Annotated in this window: 16 protein-coding genes; 6 read left to right on the top strand and 10 right to left on the bottom strand. The window is 61.4% G+C overall.

The window, feature by feature from the left end:
* Positions 1-2 precede the first annotated feature (2 nt).
* A complete protein-coding gene (locus tag FGF54_RS05365; RefSeq protein ID WP_003521427.1) occupies positions 3-563 on the top strand; it encodes a hypothetical protein in 561 nt (186 codons plus the stop codon).
* Positions 564-577: 14 nt separating this feature from the next.
* Here the strand turns inward: FGF54_RS05365 and folK are convergent, their stop codons facing one another.
* From folK to folP, 3 genes are all read right to left on the bottom strand, one after another.
* Positions 578-1,093 (bottom strand): 2-amino-4-hydroxy-6-hydroxymethyldihydropteridine diphosphokinase, encoded by a 516-nt coding sequence (gene folK / locus FGF54_RS05360; protein WP_210247431.1) that lies wholly within the window; start codon positions 1,091-1,093, stop codon positions 578-580.
* A gap of 4 nt (positions 1,094-1,097) precedes the next feature.
* Positions 1,098-1,463, bottom strand: coding sequence for a dihydroneopterin aldolase (gene folB, locus FGF54_RS05355; RefSeq protein ID WP_003502532.1), 366 nt, complete (start codon positions 1,461-1,463; stop codon positions 1,098-1,100).
* A gap of 78 nt (positions 1,464-1,541) precedes the next feature.
* Complete coding sequence (gene folP, locus FGF54_RS05350) at positions 1,542-2,327, bottom strand: dihydropteroate synthase (RefSeq protein WP_142779106.1); 786 nt, start codon at positions 2,325-2,327, stop codon at positions 1,542-1,544.
* Positions 2,328-2,506: 179 nt separating this feature from the next.
* On the opposite strand from folP, the gene FGF54_RS05345 reads away from it, so the two are divergent.
* Complete coding sequence (locus FGF54_RS05345) at positions 2,507-3,133, top strand: DUF922 domain-containing Zn-dependent protease (RefSeq protein WP_020810826.1); 627 nt, start codon at positions 2,507-2,509, stop codon at positions 3,131-3,133.
* Positions 3,134-3,443: 310 nt separating this feature from the next.
* Here FGF54_RS05345 and FGF54_RS05340 read toward each other — a convergent pair whose 3' ends face one another.
* Both FGF54_RS05340 and FGF54_RS05335 read right to left on the bottom strand, forming a co-directional pair.
* Positions 3,444-3,764 (bottom strand): 2Fe-2S iron-sulfur cluster-binding protein, encoded by a 321-nt coding sequence (locus FGF54_RS05340; RefSeq protein ID WP_059752764.1) that lies wholly within the window; start codon positions 3,762-3,764, stop codon positions 3,444-3,446.
* Positions 3,765-3,894: 130 nt separating this feature from the next.
* The gene (locus FGF54_RS05335) at positions 3,895-4,263 is read right to left on the bottom strand and encodes an Hpt domain-containing protein (RefSeq protein ID WP_142779105.1); all 369 of its coding nucleotides are present in this window, start codon (positions 4,261-4,263) and stop codon (positions 3,895-3,897) included.
* A gap of 479 nt (positions 4,264-4,742) precedes the next feature.
* On the opposite strand from FGF54_RS05335, the gene FGF54_RS05330 reads away from it, so the two are divergent.
* Entirely contained in the window at positions 4,743-11,096 is a 6,354-nt protein-coding gene (locus FGF54_RS05330; RefSeq protein ID WP_142779104.1) for a hypothetical protein, read from the top strand.
* 113 nt (positions 11,097-11,209) lie between these two features.
* Here the strand turns inward: FGF54_RS05330 and FGF54_RS05325 are convergent, their stop codons facing one another.
* Positions 11,210-12,127: a PhzF family phenazine biosynthesis protein gene (locus tag FGF54_RS05325; RefSeq protein WP_142779103.1), complete on the bottom strand. Its 918-nt coding sequence runs from the start codon at positions 12,125-12,127 to the stop codon at positions 11,210-11,212.
* A gap of 303 nt (positions 12,128-12,430) precedes the next feature.
* Here FGF54_RS05325 and FGF54_RS05320 point away from each other — a divergent pair, with 303 nt between their 5' ends.
* Positions 12,431-13,204 carry an NAD kinase gene (locus FGF54_RS05320; protein WP_020810264.1) on the top strand — a complete coding sequence of 258 codons (774 nt, stop codon included), beginning with the start codon at positions 12,431-12,433 and terminating at the stop codon, positions 13,202-13,204.
* 21 nt (positions 13,205-13,225) lie between these two features.
* Entirely contained in the window at positions 13,226-13,726 is a 501-nt protein-coding gene (locus tag FGF54_RS05315) for a hypothetical protein (RefSeq protein WP_142779102.1), read from the top strand.
* Positions 13,727-13,753: 27 nt separating this feature from the next.
* Here FGF54_RS05315 and FGF54_RS05310 read toward each other — a convergent pair whose 3' ends face one another.
* From FGF54_RS05310 to FGF54_RS05295, 4 genes are all read right to left on the bottom strand, one after another.
* The gene (locus FGF54_RS05310; RefSeq protein WP_142779101.1) at positions 13,754-14,224 is read right to left on the bottom strand and encodes a cysteine hydrolase family protein; all 471 of its coding nucleotides are present in this window, start codon (positions 14,222-14,224) and stop codon (positions 13,754-13,756) included.
* A gap of 75 nt (positions 14,225-14,299) precedes the next feature.
* Positions 14,300-15,431, bottom strand: a protein-coding gene (gene prfB, locus FGF54_RS05305) for a peptide chain release factor 2 (RefSeq protein WP_161987956.1) whose coding sequence is annotated in 2 segments (ribosomal slippage) — positions 14,300-15,361 and positions 15,363-15,431 — 1,131 coding nt in all. Because the reading frame shifts where the segments join, the coding sequence is not laid out codon by codon here.
* A gap of 98 nt (positions 15,432-15,529) precedes the next feature.
* Complete coding sequence (locus FGF54_RS05300) at positions 15,530-17,977, bottom strand: penicillin-binding protein 1A (RefSeq protein WP_035260697.1); 2,448 nt, start codon at positions 17,975-17,977, stop codon at positions 15,530-15,532.
* 328 nt (positions 17,978-18,305) lie between these two features.
* Complete coding sequence (locus FGF54_RS05295) at positions 18,306-19,565, bottom strand: N-acetylmuramoyl-L-alanine amidase (protein ID WP_142780140.1); 1,260 nt, start codon at positions 19,563-19,565, stop codon at positions 18,306-18,308.
* 645 nt (positions 19,566-20,210) lie between these two features.
* Between FGF54_RS05295 and FGF54_RS05285 the strand changes: the two genes are divergently transcribed.
* Positions 20,211-23,105, top strand: coding sequence for a ribonuclease E/G (locus tag FGF54_RS05285; protein WP_142779100.1), 2,895 nt, complete (start codon positions 20,211-20,213; stop codon positions 23,103-23,105).
* Positions 23,106-23,143: the final 38 nt, after the last annotated feature.

The raw sequence follows: 23,143 nt of genomic DNA, 5'->3' as shown, positions 1-23,143 counted from the left end.
TCATGTATTCGCGCTTCTTTTCGCTTGTGGGCGGGCTTGCCGCCATATTGTCCGTCAGCGGCGGTTTCGGCATGTCTGACGTCCATGCGGCATCGCGCGATCGCGACGACGTGTTCTTCCGCTCCGTGGCCGGTGTCTGGAAAGGCCCGGGCGAAATCGTAGCCGGCAAATACAAGGGCACGAAGTTCACCTGCGATCTGACGGGCGAGCCGCTCGATGACAAGCAGACCGGCATCAAGCTCGGCGGCACCTGCCGCGTCGGCGTCTTCAGCCAGCCCATGTCCGCCGTCATCAGCCAGAAGGGCAACTCTTACGAGGGCAAATTCCTCGACGGCGCCGAAGGCAAGGGGCTGGACATCACCTCCGGACAGGTCAGCGGCGACAAGGTCGTCGTCGGCATCAACCGCGCCAAGCTCAACGGTGCAATGGTCGCCCGCGTCTCGAACGACAATTCGATGAACATCACCATTTCGGTCAAGGTCGCCGACCAGATGATCCCGGTCATCGGCGTGACGCTGGCGCGCGATATCGACCAACTCGCCGTCGGTTCGATCAAGCCGTAACGATTACAATCTTTTCAGCCATCACCAAGCGGGAGTGTCCACCACTCCCGTTTTTCGTTTGCGCTGACAATGCCCGTCTTGTCCGTCTGCTGAAGCCATTCCCGCACGGGCTTGCCTTTTACTTCAAGGTCGGGCGCGATATCGGCGAGCGGCATCAGCACGAAAGCGCGCTCCGTCATGCGCGGATGCGGTACTTCAATGGTTTCCGTTACGAGAGAATCATTCCCATAGGTGAGCACATCGATATCGATGGTGCGCGGGCCCCAACGCTCCGTGCGCACCCGCTTCATGCCCTTTTCGATATCGAGGCATAATTGCAGCAGTGCAGGCGCTGAAAGCGAGGTTTCGACCAAGGCGCAGCAATTGAAAAAATCCGCCTGATCCGTCTTGCCCCAGGGCGGCGTGCGGTAAAGACCGGAAACGGCCAGCAGGCGGCAATCGTCACGCGCATCGAGTTCGCGCAGCGCCCTTGCCATGGCGGCGGCGGGATCGCCGATATTGCCGCCGAGCCCCAAGGCGGCGACAGTCATCTTTTCAGGCACGGTGTTCAACGCTCACCTGCGCATAATCGAGAATGCCGGGAACCGGCGCCGAAGGCTTGCGTACCGTGATCCTGAGCCAGACGATCTGCGGATAACGGGCGCGCAGCGCCTTGGCGATGTCGTTCGCCAGCGCCTCGATGAGATAACGGCGCTGGCCGACGACGATTTTTTCGATGACGGCGAAAGCCACACCATAATCGACGGTGTTTTCGATATCGTCGGTTTCCAGCGCATCACCCGCCTCGACTTCCATCTCGGCATCGACGAAAAAGCGCTGGCCCAGCACCTCCTCCTGCTCGAGAAGACCATGACGGGCGAAAAAAGAACAGTTTTTCAGGATGATGGTATAGCGGCTCATCGCATCGCCTCCATGGCAGGACTGTTTCGCCAAAAAGCCGCGCCACCTTCGGGACACGGCGTTCCGGCACTCGTTGATCTACGCATCGGCCTTTGCCGACGTTTTGGCAAGAACCGCATCGGCGATTGCCAGCGCATCGCGGGTCGCGGCGACATTGTGCACGCGAAAAATCGAAGCGCCGGCAAGCCTCAGGATCGCGGTGGTCGCAGCCGTTCCGATATCGCGTTCATGGGCCGCATCCCGGCCCGTCAGCGACCCGATGAAACGCTTGCGCGACGTACCGGCCAGAACCGGCAGGCCGAAAGCGGCAAGTTCGCCGAAACGCGCCATCAGCGCGACATTTTCGCTCTCGTCCTTGGCGAAACCGAAACCGGGATCGAGCACGACGGCGTCGCGGGCGATACCCGCATCCTCGGCGATCTCCAGCGAGCGATTGAGAAATTCGAACTGGTCGGCGATGACATCGGCAAGCTTCTGCCGGTCGCGGCCGGTATGCATGATGCACACGCCGGCGCGGGTGGCGGCGACCACGCCGGCCATCTCCGCGTCTTTCTGCAGGCCGAAGACATCATTGACGATATGGGCGCCCGCCGCGACCGCCAGCCGCGCTGTCGAGGCGCGATAGGTATCGACTGAAATCAGCACATCCGTCTCGCGGCGCAATTTTTCGATGACGGGAAGCACGCGGTCCTGTTCTTCGGCTTCCGTCACCGCGGCCGCACCCGGCCGGGTGGATTCGCCGCCGATATCGATGACGTCAGCGCCCTCTTCCACGCAGGTCAGCGCATGGGAAAAAGCCGCATCGACGGCGAGATAACGGCCGCCATCGGAAAAGGAATCGGGCGTTGCATTGACGATGGCCATAATACGGCCACGCCCATCAAGTTTCAGGGAGCGGCCATGGGCCGCTTGCCACGCGTTGCTGCCGGCTGTTATCACGTAACACGCGCCTTTCGGGAATAACGGAGTGTTATGCCAATTCTTATAAGTTCCGCTCCGCCTATGCAGCAAACCTTTTTCAAGTTCAACCGGAAGGCCGGGTCATGACCAAATCATCACGTGCTCTTTGCGCCGCTTTAGCGGCCGCAGTGGCACTTTCCCTACCCGGATCGGCTTTTTCCGAAACCATCGTCCGCAAGACCTATTCCTATTTTTCGATCAGCGGCAAAACCGCCGCAGACCTCGACCAGCAGCTTTCCAGGCACGGCCCGCTGACGCGCAATACCGGCGCGCGCCATCCCGGCGCCACCGAAATCAAATTCGGCGGCGAGCTCACCTATGTCGAGAAAAACGGCCTTTGCAGCGTCGGAACGGCCAAAGTGGTGCTGAATACCCGCATTCTCCTGCCGCAATGGAAAAACCGCCGCCGCACCACGGCGGAACTGGCCTTCATCTGGGATACGCTGCTTGCCGATATCAAGCGCCACGAGGAGCGCCACGCGGAAATCGCCCGCACCCACGCCCGCTCGCTTGAAAGACAGCTGACGTCGCTTCGCCCGCAGAAAAGCTGCGAGACGTTGCAGGAAATGGTCGGCAAGATCACCCAGACGGTGATGGACGAACACGACCGCGATCAGTTGCGCTTCGATGTGGTGGAATCGAAAAATTTCGATGCCCGCATGACACGGCTTTTGAAGAACCGGCTCGAGCAGGGCCAGAACCGCCGCTGACGGTCGCTGGACGTACCTCCCCCAAATCAAAACGAACAACACCGGACATGACGTAACGTCATGTCCGATATCACCCGTGAATTCTCGTCATGGTGCGGCCGGCAAGACTCATTGTAGCTTGTTCATACGGTTTGAAATGGTTGCGGCCCACGGCGGGTCCGACGGTTGCAACCGTCTCCGGTTCTCCCGGTGCGCGCTTGAGGGCTCGCAGGTGTTTCCTCCCTCGCCTGCATGCTGCGTACCCGCCTCGCCCCGCTCCCCGCTACCAGGTGAGCGGGGCTTTTTCTGCGTTTAGCAATGACGAAAGATTTCAGCCCTGACGTTCGGGAACATGAACGACGAGACCATCGAGCTCGTCGTTCATCTTGATCTGACAGGAAAGGCGCGAGGTGGGGCGCACGTCGAAGGCGAAGTCCAGCATATCCTCTTCCATCGGCTCCGGTCCGCCGACACGCTCCGACCAGGCGTCGTCGACATAGACATGACAGGTCGCACAGGCACAGGCGCCGCCGCATTCCGCATCGATGCCGGGAATGGAGTTGCGCACCGCATTCTCCATGACGGTGGAGCCATTGCTCACGTCGAGTTCATGGGGCGTGCCGTCAAAGGCAACGATGGTCAGTTTTGTCATGCCGGAAATCCAAAATGTGATCTAAGAACTGTTCTAAACACATAGAAAGGCCGGTCCGCCTTGGCAACCCGCTTCAAGGGCGCGCAGACGCAACCAGCCTTGCAAAATGACAAATTTGATGTGTTACGCCTCAGCGGCAGAGCTTGAGGATGAAATTTTCGGCCTCGACGATGGTTGCCGCGAGTTTTGCGATCGCCGCGCTGTCATTGCCCTTGTCTTCCACCACGGCTGCGGCTGCGGAAACGGCCGAGGCGCCGACGGCCTGCGCAGACCCCTTCAAACGATGGGCCGTCGCCATGACCGCCTTGTCGTCGGCGCCTGCCATTTTATGCAGGGCGGCGCGGGCGTTGCGGCTGAAGAGTTGCAGTACTTCGATCTCCAGATCCTTGTCGCCCATCGTCTGCCGGGCGAGATGATCGAAATCGATCGGTTTTTTACCGGCGGCGGGCGCACCGCCGCAATTGTCGGGAGCTTCGAAAGCAATACTGACCGCTGCCATGGCTGAAATTCCTGTCTCGCCGTTTCCTGTTTCGTGTCACATCTGTGTCGTATTCACGCATCCGGGCCGCTGCTATCGGCTTAAATTACGGCGTGACGCGGGCGAAAATCTTCTGCTATGGTTAATTTATGTTAAACTTATGCGAAACAAGGCGTTCAGCGTGAAACTCAGGTTTAAAAACTGTTAAAAAGCCGACACTTCGCCACCGCCGCAAATCCGCATTAATTGTTTCGAACACCTAAATGTGTCACTACGGTACTGCCGTTCCCACGAGGCTTAAGCTCAAGCTTTGTTATTGCGGCACAGTGATGTAATTTCGCCCGAAAGCTGGACCACCAGCAATTCGGGATTTGGTAAATGGCGGAATTGTTCTCTCTTCAAGGGATAATGTTCCGCTGGCATGATGGCGGCAGTCCGCTTGCGGAACGCAAGTGGTCAACGGCATGAAGCCGGGCGTATGTGTAACGAGGCGTAACCGCATGGCGAATAACAAGATCAGCGACTCTGTCGACGAGACTGCATTTCAGGCGTTGGAAGACGCCCTGCAGCTTGGTGCTTTCGAAGAAAAGCCGGAGACGCGGAAAACTGCAGCGCCGAAGCAGCCGGAGGCCAGATTGAAGGAAGCAAGCAGACAGACCCCTGCTCCCGAGGCCGCCCGCGCGCCCGCAGAACAGACGCCCCGATCGCCCAATCTCGAAGCGGCCAATGACGGCTCCAAGCGCAGCCCGGCCATGATCCTGAAATCGCTGGAAGGCGGCTCCATCGGCGGCGCGCTGCGCAACGCCACGATCATGTCGGTCATCTGGGCGCTCGGCGGTCTTGGCATCGCACATCTTCTTTATGGCAACGCGCTGTGGAACATCGCCTCGCTGGCCGATCTCACCGCGATCCCCGGCCTGATGGCTATCGTCGTCGGCATCCTCGTTCCCATCATGCTGTTCTTCGCCTTTGCGATCATGATGGCGCGCGCTCGCGATCTGCGCAACGCCGCCCGCTCCATGGCCGAAGTCGCCCTTCGCCTTGCCGAGCCGGAAACGGTCGCATCCGACCGCATCATGTCCGTCGGCCAGGCGGTTCGCCGTGAAGTCTCGGCCATGAATGACGGTATCGAGCGCACAATCGCCCGCGCGACGGAACTCGAAACCCTCGTTCATTCCGAGGTCAACGCGCTTGAGCGCAGCTATGCCGACAATGAACTGCGCGTGCGCAGCCTCGTGCAGGAACTGACCGCCGAGCGTGACGCCATCGTCAATCACGCCGAGCGTATCCGCTCCTCCATCGTCGGTGCCCAGGAACAGATCAAGGAAGAGCTTTCCATCGTCGGTGAAGAGCTTTCGATGCGGATCGCCACGACCGGCGAGGCTTTCGCCTCGATGATCGACACCCGCTCGGCCGCGCTTTTGGAAAAATCGCGCGCCTCGACCGAAGCGATGGGCAGCCTGATCGCCGCCAAGACCGAAAATCTGCTTCAGGCGCTGAATTCCTCCGGCGCGACGCTGTCCAACGAATTCGACATGCGCCTGCACAACCTCACCTCGACGCTGGATGAGCGCGGTGAAGTCCTGCTCGAGCGTTTCGCAATCCATGCCTCGACGCTGGATAGCGGTGCGGAAAGCCTCAACAGCGCGCTTGAAGAGCGCACCCGCCAGCTCAACGAGACGCTGTCCACGCGCACGCTCGAACTCAACCGCAATATCGACCGCGGCCAGCAGATCATCGGCGGTTCGCTGGATACCGTGCTCGACAAGCTGTCCACGACGCTTGAAGAAAAGGGTCTCTCCTTCCGCCAGAGCCTGCAGAGCACGGCGGACGACGCGATCATGGATCTCGATCTTCGCTCCGGCCTCTACGAGGAGCGGATGCAGGCGACGGTCGGCCAGGTCAACTCTGCCTTCGACGAGCATGTCGCGCAGTTCGCCAGCGCCTTCGACCAGCGCGCCGGCAGCCTCGACAGCAAGCTGATGGAAAGTCTCGCCCGGATCAACGAGACCGTTGCCGGCGGCTCCGAAGCGCTCGACACCATGCTGAGCGCCGGTCTGGAGCGCATCGGCACCACCATGACCGATCAATCGCTGGCGCTCGCAACCGCGCTTGGCACGGGTCAGGAAATGCTGGAAAGCGCGCTTGAAAGCCGGACGCAGGCCTTCAGCGACGCAATCGGCCAGCGTACCGCCGAAATCACCGATGCCTTCACCAGTTCGCACGAGAAGATCGACGCCGTGCTGGCGGAACGCAGCAATGCCCTGTTCGGCGCGCTTTCTGCCAGCCAGAACCGTTTCGACGAAGCGCTCGCCAGCCGTTCGATGGCGATTACCGGCTCCGTCTCCGGCACGGCCGAACGTCTCGCCGCCATGCTCGACGAACGTGCCGCCGCAATCAACAACGTCGTCGCCGATGTCGAGCGCCGTCTTGCCGAAACGCTCGAAACCCGGGCAGCAGCCATCACCGGCGCGGTTTCCGGCATCGAGGACCGCATTTCCGACACGCTGGAAAGCCGCACGGCTGCCCTGCATGACGTCGTCTCCGGTGCGGAGAGCCGTATCGCCGATACGCTTGACGGCCGCACGGCCGCGCTTTCCAGCGCCATTTCCGGCGTCGAGGAACGTATTGCCGACACGATGGACAGCCGCACGCTGTCGCTCGACATGACCTTTGCCAATGTCGAGGAAAGACTTTCCGAGACGCTCGACAATCGCACCTCTGCCCTCACCGGCATTGTCGCAAGTGCTGAGGAAAAGATTGCCGGCGCGCTCGACAGCCGCACGGCCACCTTCGGAGACGTGGTCGCCGGTGCTGAAACCCGCATCGCGGAAACGCTGGATGGCCGCACCGCAGCCCTCAACGCCGTTGTCTCCGGTGCCGAAGAACGCATCGCCGATGCGCTCGACAGCCGTACCATGGCGCTCGACATGGCATTCTCCGGCGCGGAAGAAAAAATCGCCGAAGCGCTCGACACCCGCACCACAGCCCTTGGCGAACTGGTGGCCGGCGCCGAGACCCGCATCGCCGGGGCGCTCGACAGCCGAACCGAGTCGCTGAAGACCGTCGTTTCCGGCGCTGAAGAGCGGATCACCGATGTGCTCGACAGCCGCACCATGGCGCTCGATATGAGCTTCTCCGGCGTCGAGGAAAAGATCGCCGATATTCTCGACGGTCGCACCACAGCGTTGCACAATGCGGTTTCCGGCGTCGAAGAGCGCATTGCCGGCGCGCTCGACAGCCGCACTGCGGCCCTCTCGGGCATCGTCTCCGGTGCGGAGGAGCGCATCGCAGACGCGCTCGACAGCCGCACCATGGCGCTCGACATGGCGATTTCCGGCGTCGAGGACCGTATTGCCGAGGCTATGGATGCCAGAGCATCGTCGCTTTCGCTTGCCGCAGCCGGCGTCGGCCAGCGCCTCGAAGCCACCGCATTCACGCTTGAAAACGCGCTTGCCAGCGGCCATGAGCGGCTCGAAACCATGCTCGGTTCGCAGGCTGAACGCATTGCCGGATCGCTGGAGCGCAATAGCGGCCTGATCGAGCAGAGCGTCTCGGGTGCGGCCAACCGCATCGAAAGCGTCGTTGAAGACGGCAGCACCCGTTTTGCCCAGACGGTGGAAGAAGGTGTGTCCCGCCTCGAAAGCAATCTGTCGCAATCGCATGAGGATATTCGCACCGCGCTCGATCAGCGCCAGGCGGATCTTGCCGCGACGCTCAGCTCCGCCACGACCCAGATGGGCGACATGCTCTCCGAACAGGCGATGATGATCGGCACCACGGTCGCCTCCAGCGCCAGCATGCTCGAACTGTCTCTCGAAACCCAGCAGGAAACGCTGCAGAAGGCGATCGACGGCAGCGCGCAGACGCTGGAAGAGCGCCTGCGCAACAGCGCCGGCGACATCGCCGTCAAGATCGGCGAGGCTGCCCGCGAAATCGGCGGCGCGACGGATGCCCTGTCCTCGAAAATCGAGACCTCCATCGGCAATGTCACCACCCGTCTCGACGAGACCGGCGCCCGTATCGAGACCTCGCTCGATACGCTGCAGGCACGCGTCGGCGGCGATCTGGCCAATGTAAACACCTCGATCGAGGATGCCGGCCGCCGCTTTGCCGAAGCGCTGGAAGACAAGACGGCTGTGTTCGCCCGCGCCAGCGACGAGGCGGCCGAGCGTATCACGGGCATTCTGGACGAACAGACCACGCGTGTCGCGGACACGTTCGAAAACCGCACCAGCCGTCTGGCGGAGACCTTCGATACCGGCACGGCCCGCATCGATGAACGCCTCGGCACCATGGACCGGGCGTTGACCATCGGTCTTGAAAACGTCAACCGCACCATTGAAGGCAAGGCGAGCGATCTCGCTGTCAGCCTGCGCGGCGCGGTCACCTCCGCCACCCAGAGCATCGGCGAAGAAGCCGTGCGCTCCACCTCCCTTCTCGCCAAGTCCGGTTCGGAATTCGCCGAACAGGTGCAGGCGCAGAACGAGGCCTTCACCAAGGCCATCGAGGAACGCTCCGGCGAGATCGTCAACCGCATTTCGGATGCGCAGACGCGTCTCTCCGGTCAGGCCGCCGCCGTCGCCCAGACCTTCTCCGAGGCGGGCAACATCATCGTCAACAAAGTTGCCGAGGCTGAAGCCGTCGTTCGCTCTCAAGTCGGCGTCATTTCCGAGACGCTCACAGGTGTCGAATCCGCCCTCGACGCGCGCGGCGAATCCATTCGCTCGGCGCTGGACAACCGCACCCGCGAACTCAACTCGATGCTGGCCAGCCGCTCCGCCGAGCTTTCGCGCCTGATCGAGGAGAAAGCCAAGCCTGTCGTCGACGAATACGCCACCATCGGCCGCGAAGCTGCCGAAAAGATCGTTTCCGCAGCCCAGCAAAGCGCGGACCTTCTGTCGCAGAGCAACAGCGGCATGGTCGGTATGGTGGAACAGGCGATCAGCGATTATGCCGCTGCCGGAACGGATGCGGCAAGCAAGCTCGTCGCGGCCACCCGCCAGAGCACCGACATGCTGTCGGAGACGCATACGGCCATGGCGGACGCCGTCGAACAGGGCATCGACAAATATGCCCGCGCCGGCAGCGATGCGGCCAACAAGCTGGTGGCCGCCACCCGCCAGAGCACCGATATGCTTTCGCAGACCCATAACAGCATGGCGGAAATCGTCGAACAGTCGGCAACCAACTTCAACTCCGCTGTCGAGCGCGCCGCACAGGGCTTCGGCGCGGCAGACGAGGCATTGAACGCCTCGGCGACCCGCTTCTCCGAATCCGCCTCGCAGGCCGCCGACATGGTGTCCAGCTCCAGCCGTCTGCTCGAAGGAAAGATCGACCGCCTGTCGAATATTTCCGGCCAGACGCTGGCGCAGGTTGCCGGCATCGTCGGCCGTTTCGAGGAACATTCGAAGGTGCTGAGCCAGGCTTCCGAGCTCCTCAATGCCGCACAGTCGAGCCTCGTCGGCACGCTGGAGGAGCGCCAGGACGCGCTGCGCAGCCTGTCCGTCGGCCTCGTCAAGCGTTCCGAGGAAATCGAAAGCGCCATGCGCAACGTCATCGGCGTGGTGGAAACCACGCTCAACGAGGCCGAGGAGCGCTCGCAGAACGTCGCCGGCAATCTGCGCGACAATCTGCAGGCCTCCTTCTCCGATATCGGTCGCTCGCTCGATGAAACCGAACAGCGCGCCCGTTCGGCGGCACAGACCATGCGGGGCGCCCTGCTCTCCGCCGGTCAGGATGCCAGCCGCTCGATTGAAAGCACGCTGTCCGACGCGCAGAAATATTCCGACGAGCTGGTCAACCGCCTGCGTGGCGGTGTCGAATCCTCGCTTTCGGAAGTCGACAATCTTCTCGGCAGCGCCTCGGAAAAATCGAACGCCGCCGCAGCCAGCCTCAAGGAGACGCTGCGTCAGGCCGTGGAAGAAGCCGTCAGCCGCTTCGCCGGCGCAACGGACGAAATCCGCCGCTCGAGCCACGACATCCGCCGCGAACTGGATGCGACCCGCGCGGAACTGAAGCGTGGCGCCTTCGACCTGCCGGAAGAGGCCAAGGAAAGCGCTGCCGCCATGCGTCGCGCCGTTTCCGAACAGATCAAGGCCCTGCAGGATATTTCCCAGCTCGTTGGTCGTTCGACCCACCAGATGGAAGTCTCCGAACCGGTCGCCCGCGCCATAGCCGCAACCCAGCCGGCAGCCGAGCGCCGTGTCGAGACGCGTCCGCAGCCGGCAGCTCCGGCTCCGGTTCAGCAGCAGCGCCCGGCCCAGCCGCAGCCTGCTCCCGCGCCGGCCGCATTGCGCGGCACCCTGCCACTTGAGAACCGTCAGGTCGAGAGCCGTCAGACGCCTGCCCCGGCCCAGCCGGGTGCTCCGGCCGGACGCCGCGAAGAAGGCGGCGGCTGGATCAGCGATTTGCTGCGCGGCGCATCACAGGAAACGCCAGCGGCGTCCGCACCACGCGCCGGCGCGGAACAGCAGCCGACCCGTGCGGCCGATACCCGCAATCCGCGCCACATGGTGGAATCGCTGAACTCGCTCTCGGTCGACATCGCCCGCGCCATCGATCACGATGCCTCCGTGGAGCTGTGGCGTCGCTACCAGCGCGGCGAGCGCGACGTCTTCACCCGTCGCCTCTATACGCTGAAGGGTCAGACGACCTTCGACGAAATCAAGCGCAAATATGAGCGGGAAGCGGAATTCCGCACCGCCGTGGACCGCTACATCACCGATTTCGAGAAGCTGCTTGCCGACGTGGCCCGCACCGACCGCGACCGGACCGTGACACAATCCTACCTCACCTCCGATACCGGCAAGGTCTATACGATGCTTGCCCATGCGGCGGGCCGGTTCAACTGAGCCGATTGACGCTGAAATGACAAAACCCCGGTCAAGACCGGGGTTTTTCTTTTGGCTCTGCTCGCTGTTTTATCGCTCTTCGACGACATCGAACTGAGCGGGTGACGCTGAAATCAAATCTCGAACGTGCCCGAAGCAACGCGCACCGCGTGGCCGCCGATGCGGGCGCGGGCGATTTCGCCGTCCTTGATGTCCATACGCAGATGGATATGGGACGGTCGTTCCATCTCCACGCCCTGCTCGATGAGCAGCGGATAATGGCCGTCGGTCAGGCCGTCGAAATGGTGGATGGCGCCGGAAAGGGCGGCGGCGGCGGAACCGGTGGCGGGGTCTTCTGAAATGCCCATATCCGGAGAGAACATGCGGACGTGGAACTTCGCAGCGTGATTGACGCCGCCGCGACAGTAGATATAGGCCGCCGTCAGGCGCCCTTCGACCAGCGGCGCGGTGCGCAGCCACAGATTGGCGTCGAAATCCATATCCCTGATGGCGGCGATGTTGTGCAGCGGTACGATGAGGAACGGCACCCCGGCCGTCCAGATCGACGGTACATGGTTTTCAAAGCCGAGATGCGCCTCGCTGACGCCCAATGCATCGGCAAGCGCGGAGTGATCGAGCGGTAGTTCCACGCGGGACGATTTGCGCGGCAGGTCGAATTCCGCGAAGCTGACCGCGCCGGCACGCATCTTCACCGCGCAACGCACCGGACCCACCTGCTCTTCCAGCACGCAGACCATATCGATATCGTCATCGCCCTCGCCGCGATTTCGCTCGGCGATGGCGACCGCCGCGCCGACTGTCGGATGGCCTGCGAAGGGCAACTCACCCGAGGGCGTGAAGATGCGCAGCGAAGCCGCATGAGCCGGATTGCTGGACCGGTTGACGAAAACCGTCTCGGAGAGGTTCATTTCCCGCGCGATCGCCTGCATCATGGCCTGGGGAAGATCATCGGCGTCATACATGACCGCCAGCGGGTTTCCCGCCATTTTCGTCTCGGTAAAGACATCGTAGATATCGTAGTTCAGCGCCACATCCGTCTCCTGCCACTCGTCATTCCGACTGCCTTGGCAAACTGCATCAGGCTGTCCCGCATCGCAACCCTTGTCGGCGGGCGCAAATCAAGAAGCTGTGGACCGGAGCGGTGCGGTCCGCCGCCAGGGAACGCCTGCGTCTTCGAAAGGCCTTGTCGCCAGCGGCCGTCTTCATGTACCAAGGGTGCGTCTGGCGGCTTGTTATCGACCTCCCTGTCGAGGTTTCAAGATTTCGAGCCGCTTCAACGGGTTACAGCGCCTTGCGTGGACGGTTTCCGATCTGCGCGTTGTCGAGGGAAGCGGATGTCGCATTCTACCTATTCACTGTCCTTCGTCGCCTCCGCAACCGAGGAGGCGCAGACGGCGCTGAAAGAGCTGAAAGGCATTTACGGCGATACGCCGTTCGAAGAGGCGGAAGTGATTGTCGCGCTCGGCGGCGATGGCTTCATGCTGCAGATTCTCAACGAGACGATGAATTCCGGCAAGCGTGTCTATGGCATGAACCGGGGATCCGTCGGATTCCTGATGAATGACTACCGGGTGGACGGCCTGCTGGAGCGCATCGCGGTGGCGAGCGGCAATGATTTCCATCCCCTGCGGATGACGACGACGGATTCCGACGGCGACGAATTCACGGCACTCGCCATGAACGAGGTCAGCCTGTTTCGCCAGTCGCATCAGGCCGCCAAGCTTCGTGTGGAGGTGGACGGCAAGGTGCGGCTGGAAGAATTGATCTGCGACGGCATGATGGTGGCAACCCCGGCAGGGTCGACAGCCTACAATTTCTCCGCCCATGGACCCATCCTGCCGCTGGAATCGCCGCTGCTTGCGCTCACCCCGGTCAGCGCTTTCCGGCCGCGGCGCTGGCGCGGCGCGCTTTTGCCGAATAAGGTAACGGTCGATATTCATGTTCTCGAACGCGACAAGCGCCCTGTGAATGCGGTGGCCGACCACACCGAAGTGAAATCCGTTCGTCACGTTCGGATTGCACAATCGCAGGACAGGACGGCCAGAATTCTCTCGGATCCGGATCGTTCATGGTCGGACCGGGTTCTCGCCGAACAGTTCAACAATTGACGCCCACAATCGACAATGGCCATGCAACTGACAAGACCTATCCTCGCTGCCTTTCTTTTCGCCGTCGCCGCGCTTCCCGCGCGGGCGCAGACGGAAGCGATTGACGCGCTGCCGGTTTCGGCGATCTTCGTCGTCAGCAGCGGCATGTGGGAAGATCGCAATCTTGAGCCGGTGAAAGGCCCCGACGGGCAGTTGCGGCCGCCGCCTGCCTCGCCCACGCGCGGCTATTACAAGGTCATCGCCATCCGCCAGGGCGACGGCACGGCGAAAATCTACCTTCAGCGCATCGTCTTTACCGCCGAAGGGCCGAATCTCCTGGAAAATATCGAGCTGGAAGAATTCAGCCAAATGAAATCCTATGTCACGGATATTCGTCCCGAAAGCTCGAATGGCGCACCCGCCTCGCCCGGCCTGTTCGTGACCGTCTACCTGAAGACGGACCCGATAGCCAAGGAAGCGGAAAGCTGGACGATCCTGATCGACGAGCTGGGCGAGATGAAGATCGAGAAAGCCTCCAACTGATCGGCCCGATGCGCGGGCCAGGCAAGGTTACGCTTGCAGTGCCTCCGGCCCGGCAAGAACCGCACCGAAATGATGTTTCCACAATCTCGCACCGAGTTCACCGCTGCGGTCGAGACTGGAGCCCACCGTAAGCCACGGCAACAGCGTGGGATGCAGCCCCGCATCGAAGAGGGCAAAACCGGCGGCCAGCACGCAGGTATCGGCCTGAATGCCGCAGACCAGCACCCTGTCGAGTTTCAGCGACAGAAGATGGTCGATGACCTCCCGGGGTGGCGCATAGCCGTGTTTGATGAATATTCGATCTGCCGCAACAAGCGACTCGTCGTCCCTGCCCGGTTTCCACCCGAGTTGCCGCTCGAAGGGTGTTACGCTTTCGTCATGACGCTCGACGGTGGCGATGCTGTGCATTGTCAGGGCGAGAGCGGATATTTCCGCCACCAGCGCAGCCGGCGGATTGAAGCTTGGCTGGACGTCGACGATATAGAGCGCCTGTTTCATGCTTGTCCTCCAACGAAAAACCCCTCGCAATCGATTTGCGAGGGGTAATCTTTTCCAATCGACGCACTTGGCGCGTCAGTCGATATCCGCGACTTCCACATCCGCGCCGCCGCTGATGCGATGCGCGAGGGCCGCCTCCATGAACTCGTTCAGATCGCCGTCCAGCACGTTGCCGGGTGCGGTGCTTTCCACGCCGGTGCGCAGATCCTTGACCAGCTGGTAAGGCTGCAGAACGTAGGAACGGATCTGGTGGCCCCAGCCGATATCGGTCTTGGAGGCAGCCTGCGCATTGGCCGCCTCTTCCCGCTTCTGCAGCTCCACCTCGTAGAGGCGGGCGCGCAGCATGTCCCACGCCTTGGCGCGGTTCTTGTGCTGGGAACGCTCCTGCTGGCAGGCAACGGCAATACCGGTCGGAATATGCGTGATACGCACGGCCGAGTCGGTGGTGTTGACGTGCTGGCCGCCCGCGCCGGACGAACGATAGGTATCGATGCGGCAATCGCTCTCGTTGATGTCGATCTGGATCGAATCGTCGACCACCGGATAAACCCAGACGGAAGAGAACGATGTGTGGCGACGCGCATTGCTGTCATAGGGCGAAATACGAACGAGGCGATGCACGCCCGATTCCGTCTTCAACCAGCCGAAGGCATTGTGGCCCTTGACGAGGATCGTCGCGGACTTGATGCCGGCTTCTTCGCCGTCGTGAACTTCGAGCACCTCGACCTTGAAACCTTCGCGGTCGGCCCAGCGGGTATACATGCGCAGAAGCATGTTCGCCCAGTCCTGGCTTTCGGTGCCGCCGGCGCCGGAATGCACTTCGAGATAGGTATCGTTGGTATCGGCTTCGCCTGAAAGCATGGCTTCCACCTGACGGCGGTTCGCCTCGCTCTTCAGCGCCTTCAATGCGTCTTCGGCGTCCTTGACGATCTCGTCATCGCCTTCCATCTCGCCGAGTTCGATCAGCTCGATATTGTCCTTGAGCTGCTGCTCGAGCGCCTTGACGCCATTGATGCTGTCATCCAGCTGCTGGCGTTCGCGCATCAGCTTCTGGGCTTCAGTGGCATCGTTCCAGAGGGTCGGATCCTCTGCCTTGTTATTCAACCAGTCCAGTCGTCTTATCGCCTGGTCCCAGTCAAAGATGCCTCCTCAGCAGGCTTATGGCCTGCTTGATTTCGTCGACTACGTTCACGATTTCATTGCGCATTTCGCTGGTTCTTCACCTTCATTGAAACTCGTTGCTCAAATAAATGCGGGGGGCGCGGATGTAAAGACCCGCGCCCCCGCCAAACGTCAGGAGTGATATCAATAAAGACCGCCGCCACCGCCGGTGATGGCCTGCTGCGCCTGCGGCGAGGTCTTCAGAATGTCTTCCTGCGACATGTATCCGTCATCGCCGATGACAGAGAAGGTGGAAGCAGGACCCGTGCCGGGCTTGAAGGCTTCCATGATGGTGTCCGGCTCGCCCTCGACCGCCGCCATGCCGGTCTTGCGGTTGACGGCGACGAAGTTCATGCCGCTCGGTACGATGAACTTGCTCGGCTCCATGTGCTTGGCCGCATCGGAGATGAACTCGCCGAAGATCGGCGCGGACAGCGAGCCACCGGTGCCGCCACGGCCGAGCGGTGCAGGCGAATCGAAGCCGATATAGAGGCCGGCGACCATGTCCGGCGTGTAACCGACGAACCAGGCGTCCTTTTCATCGTTGGTCGTGCCCGTCTTGCCGGCAACCGGCAGATCGACCTTGATCTTGCCAGCCGCCGTGCCGCGCTGCACGACGCCTTCCAGCATCGAGGTCGTCTGATAGGCGGTCATCGGGTCGAGAACCTGCTCGCGATTGTCGACGATGACAGGCTCATCCTGGTTCTGCCAGCTTGTCGCGTTGCAGCCCTCGCAGGCGCGCTCCTCATGCCGGAAGATCGTCTTGCCGTAGCGGTCCTGAATGCGGTCGATCAGTGTCGGCTTGATCTGCTTGCCGCCATTGGCGATGACCGAATAGGCCGAGACCATGCGCATCACGGTCGTTTCACCCGAACCGAGCGACATGGACAGAAGCGGCGGCATCTTGTCGTAGATACCGAAGCGTTCGGCATATTCCGCGACCAGATTCATGCCCATATCCTGCGCCAGACGCACCGTCATGAGGTTACGGGATTTCTCGATACCGAGACGCAGGGTCGACGGACCGGCAGAACCGCCGCCGTAATTCTGCGGCTTCCAGACCTGATTGCCGGAAACGACCTCAATCGGCGCATCGAGAATGACCGACGCCGGCGTATAGCCGTTATCGAGTGCCGCCGCGTAGATGAACGGCTTGAAGGAGGAGCCCGGCTGGCGCATCGCCTGCGTCGAGCGGTTGAATTCCGACTGCGCATAGGAGAAACCGCCGACCATGGCCAGAACACGGCCGGTATGCGGGTCCATCACCACCATGCCGCCCTGCACTTTCGGCGGCTGGCGCAGGCGGTATTCATTGCCGGAATTGGCAAGCGGCTGCGCATAAACGACGTCACCGGCCGAGAGGACGCCGACCGGCGACTTGGCGGTCGCCTTCTTGCCGGTCGCATCGCGGAAAGCCCAGCGCATGTTTTCAGCGGAGATATGGCCGCGCGTGCGCTTGTCGCCATCTTCCGTTTCCGTGTCCGGCTGTACGCCGATATCGACGCCATCGGCAGCGACGGCGAGCACCACAGCGACTTTCCATTCCGGGACGTCGCGCAGGCCCTTGACCTTGGCGAGCGCCGCCGTCCAGTCACCCGCCGTCTCGATCTTTTCGACGGGTCCGCGGAAACCGCGACGCTCATCATATTGCACCAGACCGTCCTGAAGCGCCTTGCGCGCTTCCATCTGGATCTGCGGATCGAAAGAGGTGCGGACCGAGAGCCCGCCTTCGAGAAGTGCTTCCTCGCCGTATTTCTCGACGATCTGGCGGCGGACTTCCTCCGCGAAATAATCGGATGCGAAGATATGCGCGCCGCCGCGACGCAGATTGACGCCAAGCGGCTGCTTTTTTGCGTCCGTGGCGTCGGCGACCGTGATGTAGCCATTTTCGGCCATGCGGTCGATCACCCAGTCGCGACGCTCAAGAGCCGCCTTTTCGCGGCGGATCGGGTGGTAATTGGCCGGACCCTTCGGCAGCGATGCAAGATAGGCGGTTTCCGCAATCGTCAGTTCCGTCACCGATTTGTTGAAATAGGTGAGCGCCGCGCCGGCAATGCCGTAGGAATTCAGGCCGAAGAAAATCTCGTTGAGATAAAGCTCGAGAATCTTGTCCTTGGAATAGGTCTGCTCGATGCGGAAGGAGAGAATGGCTTCCTTAAGCTTGCGGTCGATGGTCTGGTCGTTGGTGAGCAGAAAGTTCTTCGCCACCTGCTGGGTGATGGTGGAGGCGCCGACCGGACGGCGGCCGGAGCCGAGATTCTGGATATTGACGAGAATGGCGCGGCCGAGGCCGAAGACATCCACACCCGGATGGTTGTAGAAATTCTTGTCTTCCGCCGAAAGGAAAGCAGCCTTCACCCGGTCGGGAATGGCCTGGATCGGCAGGAACAGGCGTTTTTCATGCGCATACTCCGCCATCAGCGCGCCGTTGCCGGCATGCACGCGGGTCGTCACCGGCGGCTCATAGGTGCTCAAAACTGCGTAATCCGGCAGGTCCTTCGTCACGCCGTGCAAATAAATCGCACCGGCGGCGGCGGCGCACAGGAAGAGCACGCTGGCCAAGCCGAAAAAATATCCAATCAGTCTGATCATACCAAGCTACCGATAATTCGAATCGTAACCATCAACGCCCGACGATTTACGGGCGCATCCTTGCATATCGCGTGCCGTTTTGCACACCATACCTTCGATGACAAGCCGGATACGGCAGCATTCGCTGATATGTTACCGGGCGGTAGGCCCGCAATCGCGCTGCGGACGCTTTGCGGATCGCCACCGAATCCGCTTTCCGAGTAACGCGGCGAATGTGAGTAAAATAGGGCTTCGCCTTCGTAATCGTCTGCAAGACCCAAGAATTGAACAGCTTTTCGGCGGTCAATGGCAGGGCGGCAACAGCATTGCCGCTTTGCCGGCTGCCCTCTCAGCCGCCATTTGCCATGGCCTTGGCGCGGTATCGCCCAACGGCGGTTGCCAGCGTATCGGCCACCTTCTTGCGCCATTCCCCATCGAGAAGCAGCTTTTCGTCTTCCGGATTGGAGAGGAAACCGAGTTCCAGCAGCACCGACGGCACATCGTGGGCGCGCAGCACCATGAAACCGGCGTAACGGTGCGGATTGTTGATGAGCCCCACCTGCCCCTCAAAGGAGGAGACGATGTTTTCAGCCAGCGTCACCGAAAAGGCCTGCGTTTCACGGCGGGTGAAATCGAGAAGAATATCGGCCACTTCCGGCGGCTCGCTGGAAGCAGCGACGCCCGCGATCTGGTCAGACTTGTTTTCGCGCTCCGCCAGTTCCTGCGCCTGCCGGTCCGATGCCCGGTCCGACAATGTATAGACGGTCGCTCCCCGAATGCCCTTTTGCTTCAACGTATCCGCATGAAGGGAAATAAAGAGGTTGGCATTGTTCTGGCGGGCGATGGTCACCCGTTCCGACAAGGCGAGAAACGTATCGGAATCACGCGTCAGGAAAGCCTTGATGCCTGGTTCGCGGTTCAGCCGCTCGGCAAGCTCCTTGGCGAAAGTCAGCGTGATAACCTTTTCCTCGGTGCCGGTGGTGCCGCCGGTGGCGCCCGCATCGATGCCGCCATGGCCGGCATCGACCGCGATGACGAATTCCGCTGGCCGCGACGTCTTGTCATCCGGCGTGATCGCGGCAGTCGTCACCGGGGCCGGCGCCTGCCACTGCTGATCCTTCACCAGTTCCGCGAACTTGCCCTTGGTGGTGATTTCCGTATCGAGCACGAAATGGAAAGATTGGCCGTTATCGGTCTTTTTGGTTTCGGCAACCGCCACCTGAACCGGCTTTTTCGCCGTCAGCACGATGCGGGCGCTGTTCTGCCCCATGCTGCCGAAACGGATATCCGAAAAAAGACCGGTCGGCTTCAGGTCGGATGCGGGAAAGCTGAAATTCACCGCCGGAAAGTCCACAACGATGCGGGCGGGCGAATCGAGATAGTGAACGTCGAATTCCGGCTCTTCGGCGAAGTCGAGAACGATGCGCGTGCGCGCCTCATCGCCTATGATCCGCGCCTGATGGACGACGATCGGCTCCACGGCATGGGCTGCCGGCGCGGCGGAAACAGAGGCGACGACGGAAAATGCCAGAGCCGCCGCAAGCCGCGCGATTCGCGCGCCAAGCCGCCCTCTCCCACCGAATATCGCTGCGTTGCGCGTGAAATTCATGGTCTTCAAGAAATTCCGTATTTCAGTCATTTTCGATAAACGGCGAGGAAAAACGCCGGCAACAGTGCCGTTTCGACCACGCCGTACGATAGTTTGCGCGTTTGCGCCCCACAATCGCAGGCCTTGGTGAACCAATTGTTAACCCGGAAATTCCACCAATAATATGGCATATTTAGCCAGCCTATTGCTATTATGACAGAGAAAACATACAACACGGATGAGGGTTAAAAGTGTTGACGGGATAGATGCCCGCCGGCTGCCAATCGAAAAAGACGCTGGCGCTGCAAATCGGGCAATCATCTGCCGTCGTTACATTTATCCTGAAACTCGATCAATTCCGGCCGTGGCCGGAGACCTACCCGGTGGCGCTGCCACCGCCGCTCTGAGGAGAGCAAATTCATCGGATCCCAAGGGGTCTATATATTATTGTCGTTCCGCCTGGCCAATGATGTCGCAGCAGTTTTCACATGAACCGGATACCAGGAGCAGGCCAAGCGCCTCGCCGTCGGTCCGGATGCTGCCAGTTTACAGACGCCCGGCAGGAGACTTCATTTCCGGCACATCCTTGCACTCATATGAAAGGCTCGTCCGTGTGGCGGGCCTGTTCTCGTATAAAACAAGGCTGCGCCGAGGAGCACAGCTTACATGGCAGACAAAATGCTTATCGACGCCTCCCACGAAGAGGAGACACGCGTAGTCGTTGTCCGTGGGAACCGGATCGAAGAATTCGATTTCGAATCGGAGCACAAGAAACAGATCCGCGGCAATATCTACCTTGCCAAGGTCACGCGGGTTGAACCCTCGCTTCAGGCGGCCTTCGTCGATTACGGTGGAAATCGCCACGGCTTTCTCGCTTTTGCGGAAATCCATCCGGACTATTACCAGATTCCGCTCGCCGACCGTCAGGCCCTCCTGAAAGCGGAAGCCGAGGATCATCGCCGTAGCGACGATTTCGAATCCGCTGATGCACCCGAGCCCGGCGCCCCCATGATCGACCTTTCGCAGGTGGATCAGCCGGATGTCGGCATTATTTCCGCCAGCGAAACCATTGAAACCGTTATTACGGAAGAAACCGCGACCGTCGCGGAAGAGGTTTCCGGGGAAGCGGCCGTCGAGGCCGTAGCCGAAGAAGCGCCCGCCGAGGAAGAAAAGCCGAAGAAGCGCACCCGTCGCCCCCGCGCCAAGAAGAAGACGGCGGAAGAAGAAGCCGCAGCGGCCGAGGCCGCCGAAGCGTCTTCCGAAGACGACGGCAGCGCCGGCGGCGAAATGGCCGCCATGGTCGATACCGACACGATTTCCGAGGAAGTCGAGGGTCTTCGCCGCGGCAATGACGATGATGACGACGACGATGACGATCACCACGAAAAGGAAGTGATCGAATCCGTCGGCGCCGAAGACGCCATGGAAGAGGTTCCGGACCGCGTCGCCCGCAAGCCGCGCAAGCAGTATCGCATTCAGGAAGTCATCAAGCGCCGCCAGATCCTTCTGGTGCAGGTGGCCAAGGAAGAGCGCGGAAACAAGGGCGCGGCGCTGACCACCTATCTGTCGCTCGCCGGCCGTTATTCCGTTCTGATGCCGAATACGGCGCGTGGCGGCGGTATTTCCCGCAAGATCACCCAGCCGGCCGACCGCAAGCGCCTGAAGGAAATCGCGCGCGATCTGGAAGTGCCGCAGGGCATGGGCGTCATCCTGCGCACCGCCGGCGCCAACCGCACCCGCGTCGAAATCAAGCGCGACTTCGAATATCTGATGCGCCTGTGGGAAAATGTCCGCACGCTGACGCTGAACTCCACCGCCCCCTGCCTCGTTTACGAGGAAGGCTCGCTCATCAAGCGTTCGATCCGCGATCTCTACAACAAGGATATCGGCGAGATCATCGTTTCGGGCGAAGACGGCTATCGTGAAGCCAAAGACTTCATGAAGATGCTAATGCCGAGCCACGCCAAGGTGGTTCAGCCTTACCGCGATATTCACCCGATCTTCTCGCGCTCCGGTATCGAAGCCCAGCTCGACCGGATGCTGCAGCCGCAGGTGACGCTGAAGTCTGGCGGTTATCTCATCATCAACCAGACGGAAGCGCTGGTTTCCATCGACGTCAACTCCGGCCGTTCGACCCGCGAGCATTCCATCGAGGAAACCGCGCTGACGACGAACCTCGAGGCGGCGGAAGAAGTGGCTCGCCAGCTTCGCCTGCGCGACCTTGCCGGCCTTGTCGTCATCGACTTCATCGACATGGAAGAAAAGCGCAACAACCGCGCTGTCGAGAAGAAGCTCAAGGATTGCCTGAAGAACGACCGCGCCCGTATTCAGGTCGGCCGCATCTCGCATTTCGGCCTCCTGGAAATGTCGCGCCAGCGCATCCGCGCTTCGGTGCTGGAATCGACCACGCAGGTCTGCCAGCATTGCGGCGGCACGGGCCATGTTCGCTCGGAATCCTCCATCGCGCTGCATGTGCTGCGCGGCATCGAGGAATATCTGCTGCGCAACACCACCCACAACATCACGGTGCGCTGCACGCCGGAAACGGCGCTCTACCTGCTCAATCACAAGCGCGGCACGATCGTCGATTATGAAGGCCGCTTCGGCGTGTCGATCATCATCGCCGCCGATTCCGGCGTCGGTGCGCAGCATTTCGCCATCGATCGCGGTGAAGCCGTCGAAAATCCAGTGAAGATCGAAAGCCTCATCCAGATGCTGCCGAACTTCGTGGAAGAGGAAGACGATTTCGTCGCCGAGGTGGAAGAGGACGAAGACGAGGAAGAAATCGTCAAGGCGCAGACCTCCGAGCCACGCCAGCAGCAGCAGGGCGACAATGGCGAGGAAGGCAAGCGCAAGCGCAAGCGTCGCCGCCGCCGTCGCGGCAAGGGCGGTCAGGGCGAGCAGAACGGCGCGCTCGACGCCCAGTCCGGCGATGCGGAAGGCGATGATGCCGAAGGTGACGACGATGGCGTCGAAACCGATGAAGCCGATACTGAAGCCGAAAACGGTGCAGCCGAAGCGGTAACCTCCGAAGAGGACGGCAAGCGCAAGCGCCGCCGTCGCGGCAAGCGCGGCGGACGTCGCAACCGTGCGGAAGACGAGGCTCTCGATGCCGCCGGCGCGGAAGCAGAAGGTGAAAGCGAAGAGGCTTCCGCCGAAGCATCCGTAACCGAAGAGCCGACCGCCGCCGAGGTGGTGGAAGGTGCGGTTGCCGAGGTCGCGGAAGAGGACGTGCCGAAAAAGCCGCGCCGCACCCGCAAGGCAAAGACCAAGACTGAAACCGAGGAAGCGCCGAAGGCCGAAGCCGTTGAAACGGTGGAGCCGGTGATCGTTGAGGAAACCGTGGTGGACGTCGCCATTGAAGAAGCGGGTGAGGCTTCGGCCGATCTGGCTTCGGAAGCGGAAGCACCGGCCACGGAAGAAAAGGTCCGCGCGAACCGGGGCAGCAATGTCTCGAGCTCGGAGCCGGTGGTCACCTCTTCCGGTTCCTCCACCCCCGCCGATGGCGAGGAGCCGAAGCCCCGCAAGGGTGGCTGGTGGCAGCGCAAGGGCTTCTTCTGAGAGAAGCCACATCCTGAATAAAAGACGCCCGCAACGAT

The sequence above is a fragment of the Agrobacterium sp. T29 genome, assembly GCF_006970545.1.
In the GTDB taxonomy this organism is placed as follows: domain Bacteria; phylum Pseudomonadota; class Alphaproteobacteria; order Rhizobiales; family Rhizobiaceae; genus Agrobacterium; species Agrobacterium leguminum.
This window is presented reverse-complemented; position numbering and strand designations above follow the sequence as displayed.